The organism is Streptomyces sp. NBC_00286, assembly GCF_036173125.1.
In the GTDB taxonomy this organism is placed as follows: Bacteria; Actinomycetota; Actinomycetes; order Streptomycetales; family Streptomycetaceae; genus Streptomyces.
Map to the genome: position 1 here is coordinate 7,130,784 of NZ_CP108054.1, position 16,048 is coordinate 7,146,831.

A 16,048-nucleotide genomic window follows, 5' to 3' on the forward strand; every position below is an offset into this window, starting at 1 on the left:
TACTCGCGTGCCTCGGCTATCCCTTGAGCATTGCTCGGGGAAGATCGGCCAGAAGCCGCTGACGGCCTGGATCGCCGAGGAGAACCTGCGCAGCCTCCTCGCCGTGGCCCGAACCGGCGCCGCCCGGCACCAAGTCGGCCACGCCCGATGGAAGTTCCTCACCTGGTGCGCGGACTCCGACATTCCCGAGGCCCGGCAACTCGCCATCACCATCGATCGCTGGTGGCCCGAGATCGAAGCGTTCATCCGCGCCGGTCACCACAACGCCAAGAGCGTGGGCATTAACCGCGTGATCAGCTCGAGGCCCGCAACGCAGAGAACCAACGGCTATGGACACGTTGCGGCACCACAAGACGAGCCCGCGGACACCTCCGCACCGCTCAACCTTGAAGACCCCCTATTTTTAAAGCTGCCTGATCGAGCCAACCGAGCACAGAAAGGTCTCAAAGAAGGCCCTCCTGCTTGGCCCAGTTGATGAATTGGCCCCGCGAGCAGGGATATCGCGCGCCCGTGTCGATCATCGCATCCACTAGCGCACTAGCGACGTATGGAGTGGTAACGGCCTGCCACCCGCGAGGGGCCGCGCCGAGAGCGCAGACGCTGCCGGGTTGAACGAAGCTGGGGACGAGAAAGAAGTCGTTCGTCCTCCCGTGCCGGACGTCGGTGCTGGCCGCACCGTCGACGATGACACCGAAGGCGCCGCTCGCCTTGCCCTTCATCGGTCGGTAACCTGTTTGTAGGTATTCCTGGCCTGCGGCTATGGCCACACAGAGGCTCCGCCCCCGAGTAACCGGGGGCGGAGCCTTTGCGCGTTGGAAGGGGAATCCGCTGCGCCATGGTTCCACCGCGTCCGCTGAGCTGGAGCGACGTCCGGGAATCCGTATGGGGCGGGCTTCCAAGGAGCGGCAGGGACCACGGAGGGACCACAAGGACAGGAACCAACCGACAAAGACCGTGCGAGACCGACAGAGATGCACGCGCCTGACCTGCAAGAACGCCGTGAATCGACGCAGACTGACAAGGACCGCCAAGATCCTCAAAGGACTCATAATCCGTCGGCCGTGGGTTCGAGTCCCACCCGCCCCACCTGTGCAGGTCTCTGACCTGCGGAAACGTTCATTTCCGGGTGTCGAAGCGTCAACTTTGCCTGAACGGACTGAATCCGCTGTTCGCGGGTTTGGCGCCAGGTGCGTCTGCGTCGACTGGTGCCCTTCTGGCCTGCATGGATGCGTGCAGACCTGCAGCCGGTGAGACGTATTCGGCTCGGCTCTGCTGCGACATGGCCATGTATTGAGGCCGCCCTGAGGCCGGAGGTACCGGGGGAGCACCCGAGAGGCGTTCTCCGACGAGTCGTCTGCGTGTGGCTCAGGAGCTCCAGGTGGCGACCGTCTGGGGCTGTAGCCCTGCGAGGAGTGCATCTGGCGAGGGTCCTAGGAGCCAAGGAAACGGCCCCGACAGAAGCCGAGCTCGACCATCCGCTCCAACAGTTCGGGGGAGTAGGTGAGGTTGCCTGGGCCCTCGGCCTGAGCGGCGCAGGTCAGCCCCTCGGTCGCACCCTGTACGCCACTATCGCCCGCAACACCGGCGTCACCGCCCGTACCTTCGTCCTGATTGCCTTGGCCTCGCCCGGGACCACCACCGTCGCGTTTTGCGGCAGTCCCCGGCTCCTTCCCGCTACTGGTGATGATCGCCATCGCCGCGGGCATGGTGCGCGGCAACCTCACCCTGCTCCAGGCCACCGCCGTCATCGACCGCTGAGGCACCACCCGCTACGGCCACCTCTCCGGACTTCTCGGCGCTTCGGCGGCCGCATTTGCCTCAGCTCTGGCGCCTGTCACCGGGGGCGTTGGCTGAAGGCGCTGAGCAGCTACCCGGTGCTGTTCCCCGTGCTTGCGTTCGTCTCCATCACGGCGGCCGCACTCGGGCTGGCAGGCAGGCCAGCCTGGCTCGGCAAAACGGCATTGGAGTAAGAGGGCGGGGCCACGGATGCCGAGCTGGACCGAGAAGACCGCCGGGCCACTCTGGCCAGGGATGGCGCCCGCGGCACACCAACCTCACTCAGGAAGAAACGCACCCGATGGGCACGGAGGGAGGGTCTGTTCCGCCCAGATCGTTTTGCCCTCCGTTGTCTGGCGGGTGCCCCAGGCGGTGGTGAGCTGGGCGACCATGTGCAGCACGGATGGGGACGCACGGTCTTGTATCCAGTGCGCCTCTGTTCGTCCCGCACACGTGTCGCCACCCTGCGCGCTCAAGGGGAAGCGATGCATCTGTACGGAGATACGTAGCCGACGCGCCAGTCGCAGTGCTTGAGAGAAGCACTCGCCCATCCGCATCCCGGTCTAGTTCGCAATCGCGAACAGTGGCCGGTCGCGTGCCGATCCTGACCGGTGAAACAAGACGGGGGGCGCGGCGGTCTGGTCGGGAAGAGCGCCTGGTGCTGCTACGGGTGCCGGTCGCCGATGGCAGGATCGCCCAGCAGATCCTCCAAGCCGGCCGATATCCCGGCCAAGAGATCACGCCGCGGGTCGATGAGCCACTGGAGCTGGAGGCCGTCCCACATCGCGACAAGGGCCGCCGCGATCAGCTCGGGGTTCCTCCGGTTCGAGATACGACCCAGGTCCTGGTCCCTGCGTACCGCGGTCGTGAAAGCGGTGACGACCCGCTCGTACCTGTCACGGAACCACTCGTGCGCCGGGTGGTCGGGTGCCGAGGCCTCCGCGGCCATCAGGGCGAGGAGCCGCAGCATCTCCTGTCTTTCCAGGTTGCGGCGGACGTACCGCAGGACCGCGTAGGCCACACCCTTTCCCCGGCTGTCCGACTCGAAGGAGTCGATGCTTGCGTAATCGGCGTTCTCGAGGACGGCCACGAGGAGCGCGCTCTTGCTCGGAAAGTGGTGCACGACGCTGGTCAGGCTGAGGTCGAGCTGCTTGGCGATCTCCCTCAGGGACCCTCCACGGTAACCGCGAGCCGCGAACACGGCGGTCGCCGAGGCGACGATCTCGGCCCTGCGCTGTGCGCTCTTGGCATACGGGCCTCGGCGAGTGGCCGGACGGGCCGCCGTCTTCTCGGTCATACCCCCAACCCTAAGCGGGCGGCGCGGGGCAGTGTCCGGCCGATATTCCGCCAACATCACCCTTGCTGAAAGTGTGGCAGCTGTTCGGTTTTCGCTGTACGGTCTCGCTGACCCACACCACGACGTGCGGTAGAGCCGCTCACGCATCCACCGGGTGGAGAGGAGACGGACAAGGATGTCCACCTCACATTTGTCGAAAGCGCTCATCGGCGGTCTGGCCGCCACACTGGTTCTGGCCGGTTGCGGCCGGTCCGATACACAAGGCGGTGGGGGCGCCACGGGCGCTCCCGTCGGCAACTCACCTGCCAAGGGCAAGATCAACGTATGGGCCATGGGCACCGAGGGCGAGCGCCTGCCCGAGTTGGCCGCGCGCTTCCGGAAGGCCAACCCGGACGCGAAGGTGAAGGTCACGTCCATCCCGTGGCAGGACTACGCCAAGAAGGTCGAAACGGCGATCGCCTCCCAGGACACGCCTGACGCCACGCTCGTCGGATCCGCCGACCTGACGAACTTCGCCTCGACGGGCGGACTCGAGCAGGTGCCGGCCGGCCTCGTCGACACCTCGTCCTTCTACCGAGGCGCCGCTCAGAGCACCACCTACGACGGGGGTACGTACGGCGTCCCCTGGTATGTGGACACGCGCGTCCTGTTCTACCGCAAGGACCTGGCACAGGCTGCCGGGGTCTTGGCGCCGAAGACCTGGAAGGAGTACGGCCCGTTCCTCAAGGCCCTCCAGAAGCAGGGAGCGAAGTGGGGCCTGGCGCTGCCCACCGGCGTGGCGGCGAGCTGGCAGGGTGTGCTGCCCTTCATGTGGCAGGCCGGCGCGCGTCTCATGAACGAGGACAGCACCAAGTTCACCTTCGACACACCCGAGGCACTCAAGGGGCTGGAGTACTACCAGTCGTTCTTCACGTCGAAGACCGCGACCCGCAACGGGGCGGTGAGTCTGGGGGAGATCGAGCCGCAGTTCGTCGCCGGTTCCACCGCCGCACTGATCTCCGGCCCCTGGGAAACGGCACTGCTGAAGGGCGCGGGCGGAGCGAACTTCGTCAAGGACAAGGTGGGGGTCGCCATGCTCCCGAAGGGGCCGAAGTCCAACGCCAGCTTCATCGGGGGAGGGCACTGGACGGTGTTCAAGAAAGCGAAGAACCGCGACGGTGCCTGGAAGTTCATCCGGTGGCTCTCCCAACCCGACGTCCAGCAGGACTGGTACGAACTGTCCGGAGACCTTCCCGCCGTGCAGCCGGCCTGGAGTGAGGGGGAGCTCAAGTCGGATCCGACGCTGGCCGTCTTCCGATCCCAGCTTCAGACCGCGCTACCCGGCCCGAACGTCACCACGTGGAAGCAGATCTCCGCGGTCCTCGATGCCGAGATCGAGAAGGTGGCAAAGGGAGTCTCGTCGCCGAAGGCGGCCCTGGAACGGATTCAGGCGAAAGCGTCCGCGATCGGAACGGGACAGTCCCGATGACCACGGCCACCTCGCTGAAACCCGCACGCGAGAGGTCTTCCACCAGGCAGCCGGCTCAACGGTCGAGGCGCGGTTCCGGACACCTGCGGCGCACACTGGTCGCCTGGGCCTTCTGCTCACCCTTCGTCCTGCTGTTCGCCACGTTCGGCATCTGGCCGGTCTTCTCGTCACTGTCGATGAGCGTCACCGACATCACCAGCAGGGACGTGCAGACGCCCTTCAGCGTCAACTTCGTCGGCCTGGAGAACTACACCGCGCTCTTCGACGATCCCACCTTCGTCCGCTCCGCTTTGAACACGCTCTATTTCGTCGCCGTGGGCATACCACTGACGATGGTGCTCTCTCTCGCCGTCGCCGTCGCACTCAACTCCGGGATCCAGCGTGCGAAGGGCTTCTTCCGGGTCGCCTACTTCGCCCCGGTCGTGACGAGCATCGTGGCGGTGGCGGTCGTGTGGAGGTACCTCTACAAGCCCGACGGGATGATCAACTCGGTCCTGTCGGTAGCGGGAATCTCCGGGCCGGACTGGCTGAACGATCCCAACTGGTCCATGCCCGCCCTCATACTGATGGCGGTCTGGCGGCACTTCGGAATCCCCATGGTGATCTTCCTGGCGGGACTGCAGTCGATACCGCCCGAACTGCACGAGGCGGCCGTTGTGGACGGCGCGTCCCGCTGGCGGGCCTTCCGCAGCGTGACCTTGCCGCTGCTCCGGCCCACCACGCTGGTGGTCGCCATCCTGCTCAGCATCAGCTACCTCCAGTTCTTCGAGGAACCGTTCGTCATGACGAGCGGCGGCCCCTTGGACAGCACGACGTCGATCAGCTACTACGCCTACCAGCAATTCGGCTTCGGGAACTACGGACTGGCATCGGCCGCGTCCTATGTGCTGGTCACCGCGATCGCTCTACTGAGCCTTCTTCAGTTCCGCATCTTCCGAGCGAAGGCCTGACATGACCGTCACCACCACAACGACAGGACCAGCCTTCCAGGACCGGCGTCCGTCCCGGCGAGTCCCCACGGCCCGTCTCGTTCTCTACGGCGCCCTCGTGCTCGGACTCCTCGCGACCCTGGCGCCCTTTGCCTGGATGTTCCTCGGCTCGGTGAAACCGACGGGTGAGATCGTCGCCCACCCGAGTTCCTGGCTCCCCCGGTCCCCGACCTTCGCCAATTTCGAACAACTGCTGTCGAAGCAGAACTTCGGACTGTACTTCCTGAACAGCACACTCGTAGCGGTGGCTTGTGTGCTGGGAAACCTGCTGTTCTGCTCGATGGCCGGATATGCCTTCGCGAAGATCGAGTTCGCGGGGAAGCGTCTGCTGTTCGGCCTCGTCCTCACCATGCTGATCATCCCCGGCGTCACCACCTTCGTCCCACTGTTCGTGCTCGTCAGCAACATGGGCCTGGGCAACTCCTATCTCGGGCTCATCCTGCCCTTCCTCGTGACACCGTTCGGCGTGTTCATCATGCGGCAGTTCATCCGGGACATCCCGGACGCCCTCGTCGAGGCGGCGCGCCTCGACGGTGCGGGCGAATCCCGGATCTTCCTCAGGGTGATCCTGCCGTTGACACGGCCGGCGCTGGCGACACTGGCGATCCTCACCTTCCTCGCGCAGTGGAACAACTTCCTGTGGCCGCTCGTCATCGCGCAGACCGAGGACCACTACACGCTGCCCGTCGCCCTCGCCCTCTTCTCCACGGGAGCCAACGGCACCAACTACGGCCTGCTGCTGGCCGGGGCGGTCACGGTCGTCACACCGATCATCCTGCTCTTCCTCGCCCTGCAACGACACTTCATCCAGGGCATCGCCAACACCGGCATCAAATAGACCGGACCGCCGCCTGCCCCGCCCGGACAGGACCGCTGCCCGCCCCGACCGGCCCCCGGGGGTGCCGACCGTCCCCTGGGCGCCCTTCATCCCCGCCTATTCGACCTATTCGACCTATTCGACCGCCGCGTCGACAGGCGCAAACAGAACAGGAGAACCAACCATGCTTCGTCCTCAGGACGGCCCCACTCGTGAACGCCGCTCTCTCGGCGGCCTGTGGAGCTTCCGCCTGGACGCGGAGGGGGCCGGCCGTGCCGCGGGCTGGTGGCGCTCGCAGCTCGCGGGCGCCGTGGACATCCCTGTGCCGGCCAGCTACAACGACATCTTCCCGGACACGACCGTCCGTGACCATGTCGGCGACGTCTGGTACCAGACGCAGGTATGGGTTCCTGTCGGGTGGGCGGGGGAACGGACGGTACTCCGCTTCGACGCCGCGACGCATCGCGCCACCGCCTGGGTCAACGATGTCGAGGTCGCCCGGCACGAAGGCGGTTACACCCCCTTCGAGGCCGACGTCACGGCGCACTTGCGGCCGGGTGCCGAGAACCGTGTCACCGTCGTGGTCAACAACGAACTGACCTGGGAGTCGATACCACCCGGCCGAGTGGAGGAACGCGAGGACGGCCGCCGGGTGCAGCACTACTTCTTCGACTTCTTCAACTACGCGGGCCTGCACCGGCCCGTGTGGCTGTACACCACGCCCCCCGTCCACATCACCGACATCACCGTGACCACCAGCCTGAAGGACACGACCGGCCTCGTCGCCTACCGCGTGGACAGCACCGCTCAAGCCGAAGAGCACGTGGTGCGTGTCTCGCTGCGCGATGCCTCCGGGGTCGAGGTCCATGCCGCCACCGGGGCGGTGGGGACCCTCAGGATCGAGGACGTGCATCCCTGGGCGCCCGGAGACGGCTACCTCTACGAACTCGAGGCCACGCTGTGGAGCACCTCCGGCGACCTCGTCGACAGTTACCGGCAGCCCGTGGGGGTGCGCACTGTAGAGGTACGGGGCAAGGAATTCCTGATCAACGGAGTCCCGTTCTATTTCAAGGGTTTCGGCAAGCACGAGGACGCCGCCGTGCGCGGCAGGGCTCACGACGACACCCTGATGGTGCACGACTTCGCCCTGCTGGAGTGGACCGGCGCGAACTCGTTCCGCACCTCGCACTACCCCTATGCCGAGGAGGTGCTGGACTACGCGGACCGACAAGGTGTGGTGGTCATCGACGAGACGGCGGCCGTCGGCCTGAACCTGAACATCGCGGGAGGTGTTTTCGGCTCCGGCCGGAAGGCGTCCACGTTCTCGCCCGACACCGTGGGTGAGAGCACACTTCGCACGCACCTGCAGGCGGTGAGGGAGCTCGTGGCGCGCGACAAGAACCATCCGAGTGTCGTGCTGTGGTCCATCGCCAACGAGCCGGACAACGTCCAACCGGAGGCGCGCGACTACTTCGCACCACTGGCTGCCGAGGCACGCCGACTGGATCCCTCACGGCCCGTCGCCTACGTCAACGCGCTCATGGGGAAACCGGATGAGTGCGTGGTCACCGACTTGTTCGACGTCGTGCTCCTCAACCGTTACTACGGCTGGTACTTCGGCCCCGACGACCTGGCGGCGGCCGAGACGGAGTTGGAGGCGGAACTGCGGCAGTGGGCCGCGCACGACAAGCCCATCATCATCACCGAGTACGGAGCGGACACCTACCCCGGACTGCGCAGCGTCGTACCCAGCCCGTGGACCGAGGAGTACCAGACCGAACTGCTCGACGTGTATCACCGGGTGTTCGACCGTGTCGACGCGGTCGTCGGCGAGCAGGTCTGGAACTTCGCCGACTTCGCCACGGCGCCCGGTGTCTTCCGTGTCGACGGCAACAAGAAGGGAGTGTTCACCCGCGAACGTCGGCCGAAGGGCGCGGCGTTCAGTCTGCGCGCCCGCTGGCGGAAGGCCGACTAGGTGTGTTTCGTAAGTGCTGGTCACAGCCATTTGTTGAAGGGTTGGGTGGGCTGCAGGTGGGCTCGGTCTGGCCGGCAGTGACGCCTCTCGGCGCCCATACAGGACGTACTCGTCTCTCGTCGGGTCCCTCGGCCGCGATGCGGCCGGCGGCGCTCCACCGCGTGGTGTAGCCATACGGTGCGCGCGGCTCCACTGACGTCGCATCGCTGCACCACGTTGCGGGATGCCACAATTCGGCCTCCCACGGTGGACCAGGGCCTGTCCGATCAACGGGGAGGAACACCCCCGACCAGAAGGCCGGCACGGCCCTGCGCGCCGACTCCGGCCGCGACTACTACGCCGCCATGTCCTTCTACGGCCTGCCCGACGACCGCCGAGTCTGGCTCGGCTGGATGAGCAATTGGGACTACCCGTTCAGCGCCCCGACCGGCGCCTGGAAGGGCCAGCTGAGCAGCCCCCGCGAACTGACCCTCACGGCCACCACCGACGGCGTACGCCTGGTGCAGCGCCCGGTCGCGGAGCTGTCTGCCCTGCGCGCGTCCACGACGACCCGCAAGGAAGTCACCGTCGGCCCCGACTCCGCAAACCCACTCATACGTGTCACGGGCATCTCTTACGAGATCGAGGCCGAAGTCACCGTCGGCACGGCCACGGAGATCGGCTTCCGGCTCCGGGCAGGCGACGACCAGCACACGACGGTCGGATACGACGCGGAGGCGCAGGAACTGTTCGTGGACCGGTCGGCATCGGGCCTGAGCGACTTCACGCAGTACTTCGCGGGCCGCACCACCGCACCGATGAAGGCGACCGACGGACGCGTAACCCTGCGCATGTACGTCGACTCGTCGTCGGTCGAGGCATTCGGCGCGGACGGACAGGCAGCCGTGACGAGCCTGATCTACCCCAGGCCGGACGCCGACGGCATGGCTTTCTACGCCAAGGGCGGCACCGCACACATCGACTCGCTCAAAGTGCACGAGTTGAACCGGGCCTACCGCCTGGTGGACCGCGTGAAGCCGCTGCCGGCCGCCCCGAGTGGCGGTGAATTCCGGTCGGACCTCGGCAAGTTGACGATCACCCCCGCCGGCCACTGGTCCACGGACAGCGCGGGCCGCGCCGGAGAAACGCAAGGGCCGCCAAGATCCCGAATGGACTCATAATCCGTCGGCCGTGGGTTCGAGTCCCACTCGCCTCACCTTAAACGTTGCTCTGACCTGCGGAAACGTTCTTTTTGAGGTGTTGGAGCGTCAACTTCGCTTCAACGGACAAAATCCGCTGCTCGCGAGTTCAACGGTGTCTGCATGCACCGGGATTGATGCTTAGCTGACCTGCGCAGATGGTTCGGCTCCGGTGTCTCGCGGGGCGTCTCTGGAATGACCTTGTGATGGGCGCGCGAAGAATTCGGGACGTCGGCAGGACGTAGGGAATGGGAAGGGTCTGCGAAAGGGGCTGTCGCTGTCGCTCCGGCTTCTCCGCTGTCAGGTGATGGGGAGGGCTTGTTCGGCCCAGATCGTCTTGCCGTTGTGCGTCTGGCGGGTGCCCCAGCCCTGGGTGAGCTGGGCGACGAGTAGCAGGCCGCGGCCGCCTTCGTCGAAGGTGCGGGCGCGGCGCAGGTGGGGGGCGGTGTTGCTGGCGTCGGAGACCTCGCAGATGAGGTTGCGGTCGCGGATGAGCCGGAGCTGGATGGGGGCGCCGCCGTAGCGGATGGCGTTGGTGACGAGTTCGCTGACGACCAGTTCGGTGACGAAGGCGGCCTCGTCCAGGCCCCAGGTGGCCAGCTGCCGGCAGGTGTTCTTACGGGTCTCGGCGACCGCTGAGGGATCGGGCGGCACGTCCCAGGTGGCGACATGGGCCGCGTCCAGGGCGCGGGTGCGGGCTATCAGCAGCGCCACGTCGTCGGCGGGGCGGTCCGGGAGAAGCATCTGGAGCACGGTGTCGCAGGTGCTCTCCAAGGACGAAGCCGGCCGGGCCAGCACCTCGCGCAGCGCGTCGAGGCCTTCGTCGATGTCGCGGCCACGGTCCTCGATGAGACCGTCGGTGTACAGCGCGAGGAGGCTGCCTTCGGGCAGTTCGATCTCGGTGACTTCAAAGGGCAGGCCGCCCAGCCCCAGCGGTGGGCCCGCGGGGACGTCGGGGAATTCCACGGCGCCGTCCGGGGTCGCCACCGCGGGTACGAGGTGACCCGCGCGAGCCAGGGTGCAGCGCCGGGAGACCGGGTCGTAGACGGCGTACAGGCAGGTCGCGCCGATGTCGCCGGTGGTGCCGGCTGCGCTTTCGGCCTCAGCGGACAGGTGGATGACCAGGTCGTCCAGGTGGGTCAGCAGCTCGTCGGGCGGGAGGTCGACATCGGCCAGGGTGCGCACGGCGGTGCGCAGCCGCCCCATGGTGGCGGAGGCCTGGATGCCGTGGCCGACGACATCGCCGACGACGAGGGCGACCCGGGCGCCGGACAGCGGGATGACGTCGAACCAGTCGCCGCCGACGCCGGCCTGCGTGCTGGCGGGCAGGTAGCGGGAGGCGACGTCGACGGCGGACTGCGGGGGCAGCCGCTGCGGCAGGAGACTGCTCTGCAGGGTGAGGGAGGTACGGCGCTCGCGGGTGTAGCGGCGGGCGTTGTCGATGCAGACTGCGGCCCTGGCGGTGATCTCCTCGCCCAGGAGCAGGTCGTCCCGCTCGAAGGGTTCCGGGCGCCGGTGGCGGGAGAAGGTGGCCACGCCGAGAGTGATGCCGCGGGCGCGCATCGGCACGGCCAGCACCGAGTGGAAGCCGTAGCGCCGCACCCGGTCGGCCCGGGCTGGGACCTGGCTCGCCCACTTGTCTATCGCACGTTCGGTAACCTTGCGGATCAGCGGCCGGCCTGTGGTCAGGCACTCGGCCGCAGGCGACTCGTCCGGGTAGGCGGCGACCGCTCCGTACTCGACCACTGCCTCGGGGCGGCCCTCCAGGACCGACTGGGTGGCGACACGCCGCAGCATTACAGGGCTGGGCGGCGCCCCGGCAGGCGGGTCGTCTCCGCCTTCGATGGCGGGGAGCAGGTCAACGGTGACGAAGTCCGCGAGCCGGGGGATGGCCACGTCGGCGAGTTCCTGCGCGGTACGGGCGAGGTCCAGAGTGCTGCCGATGCGGACGCTGGCGTCGTTGAGCAGGGCCAGACGTCCCCGGGCCAGGTGCTCCTCGGTCATGTCGTGTGCGGAGAGGAGCACTCCTCGTACCGTTCCCCCCGCGTCCCGCACAGGGGTGAGTGAAGTCGTCCAGATGCTCTCGCGCTCGTGGCCCGTCAGGTGCAGGATCTGCTGCAGATGCTGCTGTTCGCCGGTCTCCAGCGCCCGCCGCATGCACTGTTCCGTCCGGTCGCCCTCCGGGTCGGCCACGATCTCTGACACGCGCAGCCCTTGCATTGCCTCTTCGGGCAGGCCGATCACACGTTCCATGTCCGCGTTCGCGCGCCGCAGCCGCAGGCCTGTGTCGTAGAGCGCCGTAGTGGACGGGGACTGGGTGAACGCCCACATCACCAGTGCGTCGTCCTGGAGAGGCGACGACGGCCGGGCCAGCGGGGAGACCAGGAGCCACTCGCCGCCCCCGTTGTCCTCGCAGTCGGGCTCCCGGCGGTGGGCCAGCAGGTTCACCGCGAGGCGGTGGCCGTCCCGGTGCAGGAGAGTCGCCGTCCCGTTCCACCTCGGCAGCGTTTGCAGGGAGCGCAGCGTCTCGGAGGGCGGCTCCCCGGCGAGCAGCGGCGCCGCGGGTCGGCCGATGACCTCCGCGGTCCGGTATCCGAGCAGTCGCCGTGCTCCCTCGCTCCACCCGGTCACGATGCCGTCCGGATCCACGGTGGCTCTGGCCGTGTCCGACTCGTCGATGAGGTCGTCCGGCCGGCACGCCGCCCGGTCGTCGTCGGCGGTTTCAGAACCCGTCATCACGTTCGTCCGCCCTCACCTTGGTCTTTCCACCGTGCGTCCCGGCCCGGCCAGGAGCAACCGGGGGAGTGGTTGGACATGTAGGTTTTATAAAGGTATATGAGTAAAAAAGGGTATCAATGTATCGATGGCGGAGGGCCGTGTCATGACTGCCACCGACGAGGGGACGTGGCCGGACGCGGCCGAATGGACCGGGAAGATCTACAGCGGGGGCTGGCGGCAGTCCGGGGGCGGGACCCAGCCGGTGAACGAACCCGCCACGGGAGAGCGGCTGGCGGCGGTGGGTGTGGCGGCGCCCGCGGATGTCGCCCGGGCCGGGGCCCTGGCCGCCCGGGCTCAGAGGGCCTGGGCCGAGGTGGCACCCCAGGGGCGCGCCGAGGTCCTGCTTCGTGCCGCCCGGGTACTGCGCGACAACAGCGGGGCGATCCGCGAGTGGATCGTTAGGGAGTCCGGAGGCGTCCCGGCGAAGGGCGACTACGAGATCGCGGCCGGACTCAGCCAGCTGGCGCAGGCCGCCGGGCTCGCCTCGCTGCCTCGCGGCGAGATCCTGAGCCCGCCGACACCCGGCCAGGCCAGTTACGCATGGCGGGTACCGCTGGGTGTGGTCGGCGTCATCAACCCCTGGAACGCCCCCCTGCTGTTCGCCATGCGGGCCCTCGCGCCCGCCCTTGTGTTGGGCAACGCCGTCCTGCTCAAACCCGATCCCCACACACCGGTGTCCGGCGGCGTCGTCGTGGCGCGGCTGTTCGAGGATGCCGGACTGCCCGAAGGACTGCTCCACGTCCTGCCCGGAGGCACCGGCACAGGTGAGGCGGTCGTGGCTGATCCCCACGTCGCCATGGTCGCGTTCACCGGCTCCACCGAGGCAGGACGGGCGGTCGCCCGCGCCGCGGGCGACGGGCTCAAGCAGGTGGCTCTGGAACTGGGCGGCAAGAACTCGATCGTCGTGCTCGACGACGCGGACGTCGACGCCGCCGCGGCAGCCGGGGCGATGAGTTCCTTCGGCTATCAGGGGCAGGCTTGCGTCGCCGCCGGACGCCATCTGGTGCACGCCGACCTCGTGGAGCCGTACACCGAGGCACTGATCGGGCAGGCCAAGGCGCTGCGGGTCGGCGACCCCCGAGAGAAGGGTGTGGCCCTCGGTCCCGTGATCAGCGAGCGCCAGGCCGCGAGGATCGAACGCATCGTGGACGAGAGCGTGGCCGCCGGGGCACGGGTGCTGGCCGGCGGACGCCGCGACGGGCTGTTCTACCCGCCCACCGTCCTGGACCACGTCGAGCGGACCATGCCCGCCTTCACCGAGGAGATCTTCGGGCCCGTCGCCCCCGTCGTCGCGTTCCGTACCGACACGGAGGCCGTCGAGATCGCCAACGACACCGAATACGGCCTGACGGCGGCTGTGCACTCCCGTTCGGTGGCGCGGGCGGCGGCCATCGCCGAGCAGCTGCGCACCGGCATGGTGCACCTCAACGACGTCTCCGCCAAGGACGCCGCGAGCGCCCCCTTCGGCGGAATGGGAGCATCGGGCAACGGCTCCCGCATCGGCGGCACCGCCAACCTGGAGCAGTTCACCCAGTGGCGCTGGATGACGGTGACCGAGGCGGTCTGATGCCTACGGTGCCGACCGCGTCCGCGCTGCAGACGCCTGAGCCCTGCGTTTTCAGTGCCGTCCGTTAACTGCCTCAACAGTGGCGTCAACCTGTGCTCGACCCACCCGATAGTCGAGATACGCCCAGATCAGAGCGCCCGGGGCACCGATCCCGACGGCTATGACAGCCGCGATTCCCTCATCCATGTGCGGATTCAGGCAGCACAGGCACTGTCTTGCGGGAGGTGGGCCATGTCGAAGGGGCGGCCGCGGACCAGGCTGGCGAGTTGAGATTCCGGCCTGCGAGACCCGGCCGCGAAACTCTGCCCGCGGGGGAGGGGCTCTGCGCGTTGGAACGGAAATCCGCTGCGCGGGTTCGATTCTCGTCCTTGAGCCGGCGTGATCGTCCTCTGTACCTTCAGTCCGATCCTGCCGGGCCTCATTGAGGCCGAGTTGGGGCCACAAGGACAGGAACAGACTGACAAGGACTGAGGAGCACCTGCATGGATAACCCCATCTGACCTGCGAAAACGTCATGAATGAGCGTTGATCGGCAAGGGCCGCCAAGATCCTCAAAGGACTCATAATCCGTCGGCCGTGGGTTCGAGTCCCACCCGCCCCACTGTGCAGGTCTGTGACCTGCGGAAACATCTCAGCGGGCGTGCGGATTCAGGACTTTGGGTGGACGGACTGAATCCGCTGCTCGTGAGTTCAATGGTGTTGCCATCGGCGTTGGTTCGAACTTCTCTGACCTGCGCAGACGTGTTAGCCCACCGCCGAGGCAAGCCGCCGCAAGTGGCCTGTGCGAGCGGTTGGACGCTGAATTCGGGACGCTGGCAGGACGCAGGTAATCGGAAGTGGCTGCCTGGGAACCTGCGCCTACGCTGCTCTGGCCGTGGGCGGCGGGTCGGTGCGGTGTGGTGGTGGGCCACCGGGATACTGGGCGACTTGTGGATTACTGGGCTGCCGCCGCCGCCCGGCTGAGAGAGCGGTTCGTGAGTGAGTGGTTCTGGTGTCGCATCCTCACCGAGATCGACACCGGCGGCTTCGCCAGGACGCAGTAACCGACCAAGGCCCGCGACCAGCCTGGGATGGATCATGCTCCGCCGACGTCTGGCCCGCGACTATGAGCCCCTCCCCGCCAGCTCAGAAGCCATGATCCACATCGCCTCGATCGACAACCTCGCCAAGCGCACAACGGACGAGAACAGCCGCCCGCCCCATAACCGGTCGCGGTCTTGGGGACGCTGTCCTCAGCGCCGGGGTCAGCGGGCGAGGACGCGGTTCAGCCAGGCCAGCAGGTCGCTGACGATCTCCTGCTTGTTGGTCTCGTGGAACAGTTCGTGGCGGGCTTCGGGATAACTGAGATAGGTGACGTCGATGAGGCCGGCCTCGCCGTAGCGTTCGACAAGCAGGTTGCTGAGTGAGAGTTCGGCGTTCAGCGGGTCGTGATCCCCAACCAGGATGCAGACGGGTAGATCCGCCGGGATGCCCCTGGGCTGGGCAAGTGACGCCGAGGCGATGGTGATGTCGGCCATGCCCTGGGCGTCGAGGCTGAAGCCGCACATGCGGTCGGCGAGGTAGGCGTCGACGGCCGGTTCGTCCCGGCTGAGCCAGTCGAACGGAGTGCGGATGGGCTGGAACGCCTGGTTGAGCGCGAGCAACGGGTCTCCTCCCTCCGCGGCCTCCTGCGCCTGCGCCGCGAGCATGACGTCGACCGCGGTAGTACCGGCGAGGGCGAGTGCGTCGATCAGGTGGGCGTGGTCCAGGACGTACTGCTGCGAGGCGAAGGAACCGAGACTGTGTCCGAGCAGCACCAGGGGCAGGCCGGGGTGCTGCTCGCGGATGGTCTCCGAGAGGGTGACCATGTCACCGACGAGTCGGTTCCAGCCGTCCTCCCCGAGATGACCGGGCTCGGCGTGCCTGCTCAGCCCGTGTCCGCGGTGATCGTTGGCATAGACGGCGTAGCCCTGAGCGGTCAGTGCTGCCGCGAGTGGGGCGTAACGGCCGGCGTGCTCTCCCATGCCGTGGGCGATCTGGACGACGGCTCGCGGTGGGGTGTCCGGATTCCATTCGTGCACGTGGATCTGGACGCCGTCTTTGCTGTCGAAGGTGAACATCGGACTCCTTGTCTTGCGTTTGGGTACGCGGGCAGCCCTGAGCGTCCGGCCGAGGTGCAGGGGGTGGGCCGGCCCGAGCGGTTCAGGCTCACGGTGGTTGTGGT

The 16,048-nt window shown here is 67.5% G+C and carries 11 protein-coding genes, 1 tRNA gene and 1 pseudogene; 10 read left to right on the plus strand and 3 right to left on the minus strand.

The annotated features are described in order from the left end of the window. The first annotated feature begins 7 nt into the window (after window positions 1–7). The gene (locus OHT21_RS32390; RefSeq protein ID WP_328771813.1) at window positions 8–475 is read left to right on the plus strand and encodes a transposase; all 468 of its coding nucleotides are present in this window, start codon (window positions 8–10) and stop codon (window positions 473–475) included. Between the two features lie 1,136 nt (window positions 476–1,611). Continuing rightward, the gene (locus OHT21_RS32395; protein ID WP_328771814.1) at window positions 1,612–1,758 is read left to right on the plus strand and encodes a hypothetical protein; all 147 of its coding nucleotides are present in this window, start codon (window positions 1,612–1,614) and stop codon (window positions 1,756–1,758) included. 682 nt (window positions 1,759–2,440) lie between these two features. On the opposite strand, the gene OHT21_RS32400 is transcribed toward OHT21_RS32395, so the two are convergent. Next, window positions 2,441–3,073, minus strand: a complete 633-nt coding sequence (locus OHT21_RS32400) for a TetR/AcrR family transcriptional regulator (protein ID WP_328771815.1) — start codon at window positions 3,071–3,073, stop codon at window positions 2,441–2,443. 175 nt (window positions 3,074–3,248) lie between these two features. On the opposite strand from OHT21_RS32400, the gene OHT21_RS32405 reads away from it, so the two are divergent. The 6 genes from OHT21_RS32405 to OHT21_RS32430 all read left to right on the plus strand — a co-directional run bounded on the left by OHT21_RS32405 (window position 3,249) and on the right by OHT21_RS32430 (window position 9,517). Beyond that, window positions 3,249–4,541 carry a sugar ABC transporter substrate-binding protein gene (locus OHT21_RS32405; protein WP_328771816.1) on the plus strand — a complete coding sequence of 431 codons (1,293 nt, stop codon included), beginning with the start codon at window positions 3,249–3,251 and terminating at the stop codon, window positions 4,539–4,541. Beyond that, window positions 4,538–5,491, plus strand: a complete 954-nt coding sequence (locus OHT21_RS32410; protein WP_328771817.1) for a carbohydrate ABC transporter permease — start codon at window positions 4,538–4,540, stop codon at window positions 5,489–5,491. The genes OHT21_RS32405 and OHT21_RS32410 overlap by 4 nt, the downstream gene beginning before the upstream one ends. Before the next feature lies 1 nt (window position 5,492). Beyond that, window positions 5,493–6,368, plus strand: coding sequence for a carbohydrate ABC transporter permease (locus OHT21_RS32415; protein ID WP_165343707.1), 876 nt, complete (start codon window positions 5,493–5,495; stop codon window positions 6,366–6,368). Window positions 6,369–6,531: 163 nt separating this feature from the next. Further along, complete coding sequence (uidA, locus tag OHT21_RS32420; protein WP_328771818.1) at window positions 6,532–8,322, plus strand: beta-glucuronidase; 1,791 nt, start codon at window positions 6,532–6,534, stop codon at window positions 8,320–8,322. Window positions 8,323–8,630: 308 nt separating this feature from the next. Continuing rightward, a complete protein-coding gene (locus OHT21_RS32425; protein ID WP_328774305.1) occupies window positions 8,631–9,482 on the plus strand; it encodes a glycoside hydrolase family 32 protein in 852 nt (283 codons plus the stop codon). Further along, window positions 9,442–9,517, plus strand: a tRNA-Met gene (locus OHT21_RS32430). Before OHT21_RS32425 ends, OHT21_RS32430 begins: the two co-directional genes overlap by 41 nt. Window positions 9,518–9,800: 283 nt before the next feature. On the opposite strand, the gene OHT21_RS32435 is transcribed toward OHT21_RS32430, so the two are convergent. Further along, window positions 9,801–12,236, minus strand: a complete 2,436-nt coding sequence (locus OHT21_RS32435) for a SpoIIE family protein phosphatase (protein ID WP_328771819.1) — start codon at window positions 12,234–12,236, stop codon at window positions 9,801–9,803. Between the two features lie 145 nt (window positions 12,237–12,381). On the opposite strand from OHT21_RS32435, the gene OHT21_RS32440 reads away from it, so the two are divergent. After that, window positions 12,382–13,845, plus strand: coding sequence for an aldehyde dehydrogenase family protein (locus tag OHT21_RS32440; protein WP_328771820.1), 1,464 nt, complete (start codon window positions 12,382–12,384; stop codon window positions 13,843–13,845). Between the two features lie 1,062 nt (window positions 13,846–14,907). Next, window positions 14,908–15,036: pseudogene (locus tag OHT21_RS32445) on the plus strand (IS5/IS1182 family transposase); the annotation flags it as partial. Window positions 15,037–15,089: 53 nt separating this feature from the next. Here the strand turns inward: OHT21_RS32445 and OHT21_RS32450 are convergent. After that, window positions 15,090–15,944, minus strand: a complete 855-nt coding sequence (locus tag OHT21_RS32450; RefSeq protein WP_328771821.1) for an alpha/beta hydrolase — start codon at window positions 15,942–15,944, stop codon at window positions 15,090–15,092. Window positions 15,945–16,048 lie beyond the last annotated feature (104 nt).

Coding starts and splice junctions, on each gene's coding strand:
- OHT21_RS32400 (WP_328771815.1), bottom strand. CDS start 3,073: ATGACCGAGAAGACGGCGGCCCGTCCGGCCACTCGCCGAGGCCCGTAT.
- OHT21_RS32405 (WP_328771816.1), top strand. CDS start 3,249: ATGTCCACCTCACATTTGTCGAAAGCGCTCATCGGCGGTCTGGCCGCC.
- OHT21_RS32410 (WP_328771817.1), top strand. CDS start 4,538: ATGACCACGGCCACCTCGCTGAAACCCGCACGCGAGAGGTCTTCCACC.
- OHT21_RS32415 (WP_165343707.1), top strand. CDS start 5,493: ATGACCGTCACCACCACAACGACAGGACCAGCCTTCCAGGACCGGCGT.
- uidA (WP_328771818.1), top strand. CDS start 6,532: ATGCTTCGTCCTCAGGACGGCCCCACTCGTGAACGCCGCTCTCTCGGC.
- OHT21_RS32435 (WP_328771819.1), bottom strand. CDS start 12,236: ATGACGGGTTCTGAAACCGCCGACGACGACCGGGCGGCGTGCCGGCCG.
- OHT21_RS32440 (WP_328771820.1), top strand. CDS start 12,382: ATGACTGCCACCGACGAGGGGACGTGGCCGGACGCGGCCGAATGGACC.
- OHT21_RS32450 (WP_328771821.1), bottom strand. CDS start 15,944: ATGTTCACCTTCGACAGCAAAGACGGCGTCCAGATCCACGTGCACGAA.